Consider the following 11817-nt stretch of genomic DNA (forward strand, 5'->3'; position numbering starts at 1 on the left):
TTAGTCAATAAAACGACGTATAACGGCGGCATGCCTTGCTGCAGCGCCTCTCCGGGACTGAATGCAGGACAAGGCCCTGGCGCCCATTTCCTTTGCCGCGCGGGGATCGTTCAGGAGGTCCAGCATTTGGTTCGTCAAATCCTCCCGATCTCGGACGGTGCGGCCTCCGCCCGCCGCTTCCAACAGGTCCCTGGCTTCGGCGAAATCATCCATATGAGGGCCGTACAGCACGGGCTTGCCCCAGGAGGCGGGCTCTAAAACGTTCTGGCCGCCAAGCTCCACCAGGCTGGCCCCGCAAAATACGACATCCGCAAGGCTGTACAGGTTCAGCAAACATCCCATGCGGTCCACCAGCAGCACGGGGGCCTTTAAGGGCGCCCCTCGCTCCTCAAGAGCCGAAAAGGTTTCATGCGTCAGACCCCGGCCCTGAATGATTGCCGCCGCTTCTGCTTTTCGCTCTATGTGTCTTGGCGCCAGGATGAGCGTTGCATTCGGATGTTTCTTCCGCACCTGGACCATCATGTCGAGAATCGCTTCTTCTTCTCCGTTCCGGGTGCTGCCGGCCACGATGACCGGGCCTGAGTCCTGGGGCGGAAGGCTATGCAGCGGCGCGTCCGACATGCTTCGAGCGTGATCCGCCAAAAAGTCGTACTTGGCGTTTCCATTGACGGCGATCCTGTCGGGCGGCGCGCCCATGGCTTTGATGCGCTGCGCATCATCAAGGCTTATCATGGAGAAGGCTGACATAGCTCCAAGAATTTCGGTAAAAAAGGATTTAACTCGCAGATAGGACTTGATGGAGCGGGAGGATATGCGGCCGTTGGCCATGACGGTGGGAATCCCCATGTTCGCGGCCTGCAGGATCCATTGAGGCCAGAGCTCCGTTTCCAGCAAAACCAGGACGTCGGGCCGAAACCAACGCAGGGCTTTTTGAACCGGGGCTTTGAAATCCAACGGAGCGTAGACTGCGGCGGCGCTGTCTCCGAACAAGACCCGCGCCCGTTCCCGGCCGAAGTGAGTGCCTGCGGAGATTACAAAACCCGCTTCCGGCGCCATGGCTTTTAAGGCGTCGCTGACTGCCTTGGCGACCCCGACTTCCCCCACGGATGACGCGTGCATCCAGATTTTCGGCTTGCCCTCGGCTTGCGCTCGGGTGCGGCCCGGATATAGCCCGAGCCGCTGGGAAAAATCCTCGGGCGTTTTGGAAACAAGTCTTGAGTAGCCCCAGAACAAGGGGGCCCCGTAAATAAAAAGGCCTTCCGTCGCCAAAGAATACAACTGGCTGACAGGCCCCCCCGCAGTTGTTGTCCGCCTCGCTGATTTAAGCAAGTCAGTAAGGCCTTTCGTTGGGTGTTCCGGTGATGGAAAAAACGCTTTTAGGCTCCGGCTTGGGAACCTGGACAAACCGCCCTCTTTCGATCTTGAGCAGATACAGGTCTTTATCCACTTCTCCGGTCTCGTCAAAGAAGGTCCTTCCGGTCACGCCGTGAAAATCCGCCTGCGACAGCGCATGGCGCAAAGATTCCCTGCTGTAAACCTGGGGCTGACTCATAAGCTCCAAGGTCAGGTTGGCGGAATCGTAGCCAAGGGCCTCGAGAAATCCCGGACTGCTTCCGTACGTGTCTTCGTACAGGGAAATAAACTCCCTGACTTTGGGATCCGGGCTTTGCTTAAAGAAAATGTCCGGCATAACAGCCCCATTGGCGTAAACGCCGCCGATGTCAATCAGTTTAGGAGAGTGCCACAGGTTGGGCCCCATAAGCAGCACGCCATTGACGTCATGAAATTTCAATTGGGGCATAACCAGTCCGGACACGCTGGGGGAGTCAGGCATATAAAGCACGTCAAAATCAATAATGGGGTCCGGCTCCTCATCGCCCTTGGAGGCTGCCTCTTCATCCAACTCTTCCTCTATAGCCGGCGTTTCTTCCTCCACCTCAGGGCGGTCGTAATACAAACCCACCAGTTTTTTGATGGGATCGGCAAAATCCGTTTGCTTGGGCTCGTAGGACTCCACGCCGGTAACCATGCCGCCCTGGCGAACCACTTCCTGCCAGAAGATGGACATGTTGGCGCGGCCGTAATCGTCATTGGGGAAGAGGATCGCAAAACGGTTCAAACCCAGTGTCTCGCGGGCGTAGGTTACCAAGGTCCTGGCTTGCATGGGCAAGGTGAGGTAATTTCTGAACAGATAGCCGCCCTGCTCGGCCACGGATTGCTTTTGAGTGAAAACGATGGACGGGACGCCGAACTCTTTCGCCGGCGCCATGACGGCGTCAGCGGCCAGCATAGGACCGATGACCAGGGACACGTTTTGTTCTGCAAGCTCTCGAAAGCCCTGGGCCGCCATAATGGGGTCGCCCTGAGTGTCCCGCACTTCCATCCGGTATGCGCGGCCTGGATTGGTCACGTTGTGAAGGCTGATCGCCATCTCAATGCCGGACAGAAGCTGATTGCCAAAGCGCTCATAAGGCCCTGAAAGGGGAAGCAGGACGCCGATGGCGCTTTGCTGGAACCCTTCCATTTGCTTCAGGTCATCCAACAGCACCTGGGCTTCCCCCGCCGTTTGCTGATCCGGGCAATCGGCCAGCAGTTTTTCCAGGGTTTCCTGGGCTTGGGTCCATTGCTCTCCGCCGATTTCCTGGTGGGCCAGCTTTAAGGCCAGCAACCCTTTGACGGAGCAATCCCCGCTTTTTCCCAAAATCGTTTCAGCTTGGGAAAAACTGAGAAGATCCAGGACCTTTTCCATTTTCATGAAAAGGAGGTCTTTTTCCCCAGCCCGGGCTTGAGAATGGGCCTTCATGTACGAGTCCAGCGCTTTTTCCGCCTCGCCCCAGGACATATAGACATCGCCTAGCAAAGAGAGAGCCCGGACTCTTTCCTGGGCGGTCTTGGAGGAGGAGGCCATCTGCCTGAGCATGGGGATAAGGGCTTCGTAACGCTCTTCCTTATAGTAGGTGTTCAGGATTCCCCATCTGGCGTCCGTTACCATGGCGGAGGCGGGGTATTTGGCCAGAATCTTCCTGTAAGCATCCCGCGCCTTCTCGTATTTTTGATTATCCACGGCCATCTGGGCGATCTGCAACCACGCTGCTGGCGCAAGGGCGCTCCTGGGATACTTGGTCAGGTACTGCTGATAAAGCCGTTCCGCATAAGCATATTGCTTGGCTGCATACATTTTTTCGGCCTTGGCGAAAAGCTGCTCATCCCCTCTTTGGGTTGCTGCAGGACGGGTGCTCTTACCGGGGAGGATTTTTTTGCCGCCGCAGGACGTTGCGGCCAGCAGGACCGCTATCAACAAACAACATAGGCGGGCAGCCCTTTTTATGTTTCCCATTTTTGCTTGCATAGCCCTATCTATAATCCGAAAAAAGGTTTACAGCCGTGCGCGGCCTGGTAAGCCGGCCCTGGCCGTCCAACCCAACCGGTTTATTGCCGGCCGAGAATGTCTTCCATTTCCACAAGCATCTTGATGTGGACGTCCGCCTCAAGATTGGGGTTGGCCACAGCGACAAACTTTACCCCGGCTGTTCGGGCGGCCTGCTCATCAACCACCGAGTCTCCGAGGTACGCCACCTGGTCCCCGGACAGGGAATAGGCCTCCATGATCTTGTAAAGCTGTCCCGGATCCGGCTTGGGGGCCTTGACGTCCATGGACGTCACCACCAAATCGAAAAAGCCCGTCAGCCCGTGCTCCGATATGACGGCGTCCATCGTATTGGTCCGGTTGGTTGCAACGGCCAAGTGATAGTTTGGCTTCAACCAGGTGAGCAAATGCATCAGGTACGGTTCCATGCGCATAAGCCGCACAAAAGGAAAATAGGTCAGGTCCTTTGCCGCCTGGAGGGCTTTTTTCAGGCCTTCCCCGGAGCCGAAAAGGCGTTCCAGGGTTTCGAAGGCCGTATGCATATGGGCGTACGCGAAGTCCTGCTCATCCATGGGAGGCTTTCCGAACCGGGCCAGCACGGCGTCGTAGTACCGGCGATTAGCCTCCGCAGAATCGAACATAACGCCGTCGCAATCAAAAACAACCGCTTTTATATTATTCCCTAACGGGTTTGTTTCCTTCTCCAAATCAAGTCTGTTCCTTAGGCTCCATCCGCTTAATTACGGAGGGTTTTTTGTCGGTAAAATTGCCGTAGACGCGAACCTCCAGCTTGGGCCTGACAGGGCTGTCCGTATGCACATAAACGGAGCCCATGTATCGGCCTTGGGGTTTGGGATCGGTTACGGTCAGAATCCAGCCTTTTCGGCTGCCGTGAGCGTAGTCTTCCAGTTTGTATGAAAACCTGGCGTTTTTTGACGCCGAAAGGTCCGTGATTTTAAACGGATACTCTTCTATGGGGACAATTTTCACGGAGCCGACGGCGCCGGAATCCTGTATGCTCTCTTTGTTTAAACTGACGCTTAAGGGCGAAATCTTGGCGAACCGGATAACCTTGCCGGAAATTCTCAGGGCAACCTTGGGATTGGCCGGGGCGTTGCTCATGACGTAAACCACCTTGCGCATGGTAGATCCGCCGTACCCTCGCGTATTGACCCGTATTTCCACGCTTCCTTTTTCCCCGGGGGCTGTGCGCCGGGTATAGGATGTTGTGGTGCATCCGCATGTGACTTTCACCTGGTTGATTTCAAGAACGCTGTTTCCTGTATTGGTGAAAAAGAACTTATGGGTGACCAAGTCGTTGTCCAGGGCTTTTTCAAAATCAAACGAGGTTGCATCAAATGCAATGGCGGGGCCGTCCGCCGCAGGGCGCGGTGCATCAGCGGCCGAGGCCGGGTGGATGCAAACGAGGGGCAGCAAAGCAACAAAAACGCCAATTCTAAAAAAAACTCTTTTCACTTCCATGCCAAAGGCCTCCAAGAGCCAGCCTGCTAAAAATTCGCGCCTGATGCGCCCGCAGGACACTTTAAAAAACAATGGTCCTGCTTGTCAACCCGGCGCGCCGGCCGGTTTGGCGCGTCGGGAGGAGGGCTGCACATAAGGAGGGCTGCCTGGTTTTGGGCGGCCAAGTCATGGGGATGCATTTTACAAGGTCAGTTTTTCGGCGGCGGGGCCGGCGACTGAGCCTGGGATAGCTTTTTTTTGAAAAAATTGCCGTACACCCTGACCTCCAACTGAGGCCGAATCTTGTTATCCGTATGGAGATACACCGTTCCGGTATAACGTCCTTGCGGATCCGGGTCCGTCACCTTTAAAATCCAGCCGGTTTCGCCTTCCTTGTCCATCTTCTCCAGTTCGTAGGTGAACTTGGCGTTCGCCGTGGCTGTCGTCCTCACAATATCAAAGGGATACTTGTCCAGGGATTTGATGACGGCCTGTCCTGAAATTGGCTCGCCGGCATCTCCTCTAAGGGATATGGTCGCAGGCTTGATGTCAGCAAACGCAGCCACCGGACCGGAAACCTTTAACACGACTTCCGGATTCTTGGGATCATTGGTAATAACCCGCATCGTTTTATGCAGAGTTCTTCCCGCATAACCTTTGGTGTTGACCCTGATTTCCACTTTGCCTTCCCCGCCCGGGGAAGTGCTCCTCGTAAACGAGGTAGCTGTGCACCCTCAACCCACCTTGACTTGCTTAATCTCCAGGTTTTGGGTTCCGGTGTTTTTAAAAATGTATTGGTGGGTGATCAGGTCGCCTTCCAGAACCGATTCAAACTTGTATTCCGTGGATGCGAAGGTGATGGCGGGAGCTTCCTTGGGGACGTCCGCGCCTTCTTCCGCGGCCAAAAGGGGAGCGCCGCACAGAAAAAATACCATTGCTGCACAGACAATGGTTTTTTTAAATAAACCTGCTGCTTTCATTGTGAGAATCTCCTGAGATGCCATGCTTCAATATTCCTCTTTCGCTGACCGGACTAAGTTTAAGAGCATTCCTTCAGCTTGTCAACCGTCGGCGGGATAGCTTGGAAAGGAAAACAATCTTTAACAGGGCGAAAAAAAATGATACACTAGATGCATGCAGAATCTTTTGATCAAGGATCCGTCCATGAAAGAATTGTCCGCCATTACAAAATGTTGTATCTGGGTTTGGTCAGCGCTTATTATACTGGCCGTTTCCGGTTGTTCATCATCGCCTGCGCGCTACTCCCCCCCGGCCGGGCCCGGGCCTCAGACCGTGTTCATTGCGGAAAGGGATTATCAGACCACGTGGAACGCCTTGATGCGAGCCTTGGAGCAAACACCCGGCGCCGAAATATGGTACAAGGCCAATGAAGAAGGAAAAGTGACGTTGCGGGACGCTGAAGTTCCGGTTTTCGGAAATTGCCTGTGCGGGACCGTGGGAGGCGCCCCGCTGAGAGGTTTGGTCGCCAGATCCGTCACCATTGACCTGGGCCGGGAAGCGCCCCAGCTCACTCGCATTAGAATACACTGCTCTTACAAGCTCCCTTTTTCGTGGCCCAACGTGTACGGCAGGTCATCCATGCAGCAGGATATCGAATGCATATCCACCGGACGCTTTGAACAGGAACTCTTTGATAGAACCGCCAGATTCCTTTATCCTCAATGATGTTTATCAACTTCCGCTCTTATTGACCTGCCTTGCAAAAGCCCGAATGCCCAGCAGGGCGTCAACGCCGGATATGGGCTGTTGAGGCCCAATCGTCTTGGCCCTCCGGTCCATGGATTCCAGCATGCCGTTCTGCAGGGCGATCATCATGGATTCCAGACAATCCTCATTGTCCGTCATATCGGAAAAGGGGGAAGTCTCCACCGTCTCCGGCGACAGCCGGCGGCTTTCTCCCAGGCCTTTTTTAAGCATGGCCGCCATAACGCCTGCATATTGGCAGCGGGTTACCTTATCCTCGGGCCGGAACGCCCCTTTTTCATCCACTTCCATCCCCGGAACGCCCATGGCAATGGCCAGCCCGATTTCCTCCAAATAAGGATGCCCTTTGACATCCGCGGGAAGGGCGGCTGTGCGGCCCGATGCCAGGAACGCGGCTTTGCCCTCTTGTATCAGCAAATAGGAAAATTCAGCGCGGGTGATGAAGGGCTTTAAAACAATTTTCTTTCCGGCCTCCGTGGCAGGCTTCGCCTCGACAATCTCCTTGATATGGGCCAGGGCCTCTTTCGCCTTTTTATTAAGAAAGGGGTCGTTGGAGTAGTCGCGAACATCGTCAAAAAACTCTTTGGCGCGATCCAGATCGCTTACGCTTTTATAAGCCGCGCCTGTGTAATACCAAAGTGCGGCGTTTTGGGAATCAATTTGCCGGGCCTGCCGATACGTTTTTTCAACCAGAGACAGCCAGTTAGCATCCAGTTTTTCTCGGCAGCCGGAATATACCCGAATAAAGCCGATCAGGACTTGAACGCGTTCGTCATCGTTATGGGCCAGGCTTTCGGCCTGTTGCATCAAAGCCAGGCCTGAAGGGCAATTTTGATCGAGGCTCGCCAGAATTCCCAGGCCGATATAGGCGGGAGCGAATGCAGGGTCCAACTCCCTGGCTCTTTGGAACTCCCTTAATGCGGAGTCATATTTTTCTGACTGCAGAAAAACACTTCCCGCGATAACGTGATGCCTGGGAGTGTCCAACTCCGCCTGGGAAGTCCTATCGCGATGTTTGCACGCTGACGGGAAAAAAACAAGGCAAGCAAGAACCGTTAGAACCAACCAAGGTTGACTCCTTTTCATAATGCCTCCTGAATAGCATCTAACCCTAATTCCGGGTTTGACCGTTAGTCCAACACGATAATAACCCGGCACTGCTTTAAAAAAGACAGATTCTCGGACGTCCCCCGGATGAGGTCTGCATCCGCCTTGCTGATTATAATGTCGGATTTCCCGGGATTGGCGATTTTCACGCCTTTCACGATCAGGGGCCTCCCCTCTACGCGCCGGTCCTTTTCCGCAACGGTCATTTCCTTGGTGAACCCCGCCATTCCCTGATGAACGGCGAACTCTCTGCTTACATAATTGCTGCCAAAGACTTCTTTCTCGTCTTCGTCCAATATCACGGGAGCCATGGAGGGATTCAAGCCAAGGCCCCGGGCGTCCACCACCATGCCAGTGTAGATTTTGGAGTCAGGATCAACTTCGGCCGGGCCCTCCGCCCCCTCGGCGGCGCCCGCCGGAGCGGTTGCGGCCTGGGAATGGTTACTGGACGAAACCGCTTTAACGTCGGGCACTGTCCTGTATTCCGAAGGAAGAAACAATTGGGTGAACCCGCCCAACAAAGGCATGCGCAACGATACCTCTACCGTCCCGTCGGAAAGGTATTCCCTGTGCACCATCTTGGCGCCTTTGACCATGCTGATTATTTGATCCAGAATTTCTTCATTGGAGTCTATGGAATCGTCCACAATGCGGGTTGATTGAATGCGAACCGATTTGGCCGTCTTTAACAAATTGTCGTATGCGGCTATTTGAGCGCCCCTGATAGCCATGGAGCGCGCTTGGGGCTTGCCGTAAAACTTCTCGTATTCTTCGGGAGGAACGCCTGTTCCTTTGGCTTCAATATACCCCTGGGACCAATTGATCACCCCTTCCAAGCCCACGTGTTCGATCACGTCTTCAAAAGGCTTGGCTATGCCGGAGCCCGTAAGGGCGCCCGCCAGGACCAGAAGCGCCAGGACAACCACCCTGACAGCCGCATATTGAAATCTCATGAACTCCTCCTCCGGACGCGCACCTCGAATACCTCCAGGTTTCGGCAGTATACCACAATTATAGAAAATCATCCATGAACAACGCAGAGTTATCGCTTTTGCTTTCGTCGCTGTTCCATTTCCAGGGCCAATCAAAATCCCATTTTTATCAGGTTAATCCTAGCCGCCCTCAAAATGCAAGGGATAACCCGCTTTTGTGTTCTGGATGGGAGAAGGGCGGACGAAACTCATTTCCGCCTTTAAAATGGGGGAAACCGGGGCGCACAGGGGCGAAACGCCGAAACCCGTCGCAAAACGGGTTTCGGGATGCGTCATTTTTTTCCCCAAACGCGGCGGCTTGGCTCCGCCGCCTGGATTATTTACTGGTCATGGTGTAGGCCCCGTTCCAATCCTTGGCCGGCGGGGTCTTGAAATATTCGATGCAGCGTTTTTTCATGGTCAGGCTGGGGGGGTCTCCCGGGTCAAAGGCCAGGGCTTTGTCAAAATGCCCCACCGCCTCTTTCCATTGCTGCTGGCGATACGCGGCCAAACCGTTGGCGTAATGCTCGATCATCTGTTCCATATGGTTATCCACTTCGCCGGTAAGGCCGAGAAGCTCATAAATCACCACAGGCTCCGCCTTGCCCACCACGTTGACGGCGTCCAGTTCCCGGGCCACCACGTATTCCTTGCATTGCTCGTAAGTGGACTCGCTGATCATGGTGTAGGTGCCGTAAACCTTGTTGACGCCCTCCAGGCGGGCGGCGATATTCACTGTGTCGCCCATCATGGTGTAGTCAAAGCGTTTGGACGACCCCATGTTGCCCACGACGGCCAGGCCGGTGTTCATGCCGATGCGCATGTGCAGGATGGGCCTGCCTTCCTGGGCGAAGCGCTCCCGGAGTTCCACCAGCTTCCTTTGCATTTCCACGCAGGCGATGGCGGCCCTGGCGGCATGGTCCGGCATTACGTTGGGAGCGCCGAAAAAGGCGATGATGGCGTCGCCCTCGTACTTGTCCACCGTGCCTTCGTTATCCAGGATGATTTCCGTCATCTCGGAAAGGAAGATGTTCAGCAGTTCAACCAGGGCGGTAGCCGTCAATTTTTCCGAAATGGAGGTAAAGCCCTGGACGTCGGAGAAAAAGGCGGTGATTTCGCGCTGCTCGCCGCCCAGTTTCAGGCTTTCCCTGTCCTTGATAACCTGGTTGACCACGCTGGGCGCCAGATAAGTGGAAAAGGCGTCCTTGATAAACCGCTTGTCCTTTTCTTCCGTGAGATACTTGTACACCGTCATGGCCACGTAGGCGATCACCACAATGCTCAAAGGATAGACCATGCTCAGAATGGTTCCCCGTGTAAAAAGGAACAGGCATAAGCCGATATATCCGCCTGTAAGGGCCACGGCGGTCAGCAGGCCGGGCACAACCGGAAAACGCGGGATTGCAAAGCCAAGCACGCTGGCCACGATGATGATGGTGAACACGTCCAGAAAAAAGGACAAGTTGGTTCTGCGCAAATAATCGCCCCGGAGGATGTTATCCACCACGTTGGCGTGAATTTCCAGCCCCGGATAATTGTGCTGGGTGAACGGCGTCACCCGGAGATCGAAGATGCCGATGGCGGTGGCGCCAACCAGAACGATTTTATCCTTAAACGTTCCTGCGGGAATCCTGCCTTCGATAATATCGGTTACGGGAATATGCTCAAAAGATTTCGCTCCTCCGCGATAATTGATCATAAAGCGGCCCGACTCGTCCGTGGGAATTTTTCGGTCGCCCAACTGGACGGACGACACGCCGAATTCTTCAATATTCAAGGAAAGGTCGGTTCCTTCATAAGCCGCCAGGGTCTGAAGCGACAAGGGCGCGTAATACCCCCCTTCGCATTCAATGACCATGTTCAGCCACCGGAAGGTGCCGTCCTGGTCCGGCGTCATATTGAAATACCCGGAATGCTCGGTAACGTTTGAAATTTCAGGAATATTCGACTGAGGCATAAAGGCGTCGGGAAGTTGGATCCTTAAGGCCTGCTGGCCGCTGAATTTAACATGCGAATACTTGGAGCCTTTGGTCTGGTCGATATGGGCTTGCACCTCCTCACGGGTGACATTGGTGAGGCCCTCGGAAGTTTTTTGAAAAAAGTATCCCAGAACGATGGGGGATTTTGAATTCTTAATGGACCGGGCGAGCGTTTTATCGTGGTCGCCCAAAACCTTCATTCTTTCCAGTTCGGCGACAACCTCATCGTCGGAAAGGCCTCTGCTTTGCAGAGTTCGTTCTATCTGCTCCACCGTATTGGTGGTGCTGTTTTGGTCCTCTTCCAAAAAACCGATATCAAAGCCAATGACTGCGGCGCCGTCGCCGGAAAGCCGGTCGATCATTTTAGCCAGCTTGTTCCTGGGCCAGATCCATTTGCCCTGCTCCTCCAGGCTTTTTTCGTCGATGACCGCTAGCACAACTTCCGGGCCGGGATCAATCTTTCCCCTGGCCTGAAAACGCAGGTCGACCGTTTTCAATTCCATGAATTCCATGAAGGACGGCTTAAAGCTGTAGGCGGCCAATCCTATTATTATGGTGAGAAGGGTGAGTGTCAGCGGATTGACCCCAATAAAACGCTTCAAATATTGTTTCATGCGTCCAGCCTCTTGGGATTCGATTGTTGAATGGCGCATTTTCGCCCGGAAAGCGGGAAACCGGCAAGGATATCAACGTGATGGCGTGCACTTCTGCAAACACTTTTCATGGCCGCCTGCGGTCTCTCCCCAAGACCGGCGGCCTAATCCATGATCCGGTTGTTCCAAAGTTCCCGAAACTTATACCAACTCGCACAGGTAAGGTCAAGAGATTGGCCCTTGGATGCACGCCGTTAACAGCTTGAATAATTTGACCCAAGCAGGCCCCTTTGCTTAGGATCTCAAGTTTCGCACAAGAAATATGGGAGGGGGACAGATATAACCATTTGAAATAATATAAAAAATACTTGAAAAGCGGCCTTAATTGTGTAATATTAGACATCGCCAAACACCTAATAACACACAAGAAAGAGCCGCTATGAATACAAGTAAAACATTTTCCCTCTCAATGCAAAAACAAATTCAAAACACCAGCATTTCCATGGATTCTGAAATCAATTCAGCATTCAGGGAACTGAAATTCCGGTCGCTCCTGAGACGCAGCGGCATTGTCAAAAAACGGGGATATGACACGGTCGGGCTAATGTTTTTGT

At 54.0% G+C, this 11817-nt stretch carries 10 protein-coding genes; 1 reads left to right on the plus strand and 9 read right to left on the minus strand.

The window, feature by feature from the left end:
* From G491_RS31405 to G491_RS36565, 5 genes are all read right to left on the minus strand, one after another.
* The gene (locus G491_RS31405; RefSeq protein WP_169829467.1) at positions 1–1233 is read right to left on the minus strand and encodes a 3-deoxy-D-manno-octulosonic acid transferase; all 1233 of its coding nucleotides are present in this window, start codon (positions 1231–1233) and stop codon (positions 1–3) included.
* A 97-nt stretch (positions 1234–1330) separates the two neighbouring features.
* Positions 1331–3337 carry a penicillin-binding protein activator gene (locus G491_RS0118330; protein ID WP_015948443.1) on the minus strand — a complete coding sequence of 669 codons (2007 nt, stop codon included), beginning with the start codon at positions 3335–3337 and terminating at the stop codon, positions 1331–1333.
* 92 nt (positions 3338–3429) lie between these two features.
* Complete coding sequence (locus tag G491_RS0118335) at positions 3430–4074, minus strand: HAD family hydrolase (protein WP_015948442.1); 645 nt, start codon at positions 4072–4074, stop codon at positions 3430–3432.
* Between the two features lies 1 nt (position 4075).
* Positions 4076–4849, minus strand: a complete 774-nt coding sequence (locus G491_RS34175) for a DUF1573 domain-containing protein (RefSeq protein WP_157468386.1) — start codon at positions 4847–4849, stop codon at positions 4076–4078.
* A 188-nt stretch (positions 4850–5037) separates the two neighbouring features.
* Positions 5038–5808, minus strand: a complete 771-nt coding sequence (locus G491_RS36565) for an OS_HP2 family (seleno)protein (RefSeq protein WP_282705995.1) — start codon at positions 5806–5808, stop codon at positions 5038–5040.
* A 184-nt stretch (positions 5809–5992) separates the two neighbouring features.
* Between G491_RS36565 and G491_RS0118355 the strand changes: the two genes are divergently transcribed.
* Positions 5993–6514: a hypothetical protein gene (locus G491_RS0118355; protein ID WP_157468390.1), complete on the plus strand. Its 522-nt coding sequence runs from the start codon at positions 5993–5995 to the stop codon at positions 6512–6514.
* 6 nt (positions 6515–6520) lie between these two features.
* On the opposite strand, the gene G491_RS0118360 is transcribed toward G491_RS0118355, so the two are convergent.
* The 4 genes from G491_RS0118360 to G491_RS0118375 form a co-directional block, all read right to left on the minus strand.
* On the minus strand, positions 6521–7639 hold the full coding sequence (locus G491_RS0118360) for a tetratricopeptide repeat protein (RefSeq protein WP_028315626.1): 1119 nt from the start codon (positions 7637–7639) through the stop codon (positions 6521–6523).
* A 44-nt stretch (positions 7640–7683) separates the two neighbouring features.
* Positions 7684–8613 (minus strand): hypothetical protein, encoded by a 930-nt coding sequence (locus tag G491_RS0118365; RefSeq protein WP_028315627.1) that lies wholly within the window; start codon positions 8611–8613, stop codon positions 7684–7686.
* Between the two features lie 159 nt (positions 8614–8772).
* Complete coding sequence (locus tag G491_RS35565; RefSeq protein WP_015948436.1) at positions 8773–8928, minus strand: hypothetical protein; 156 nt, start codon at positions 8926–8928, stop codon at positions 8773–8775.
* A gap of 40 nt (positions 8929–8968) precedes the next feature.
* Positions 8969–11224, minus strand: coding sequence for a CHASE2 domain-containing protein (locus G491_RS0118375; protein ID WP_015948435.1), 2256 nt, complete (start codon positions 11222–11224; stop codon positions 8969–8971).
* Positions 11225–11817: the final 593 nt, after the last annotated feature.

The organism is Desulfatibacillum aliphaticivorans DSM 15576, assembly GCF_000429905.1.
In the GTDB taxonomy this organism is placed as follows: domain Bacteria; phylum Desulfobacterota; class Desulfobacteria; order Desulfobacterales; family Desulfatibacillaceae; genus Desulfatibacillum; species Desulfatibacillum aliphaticivorans.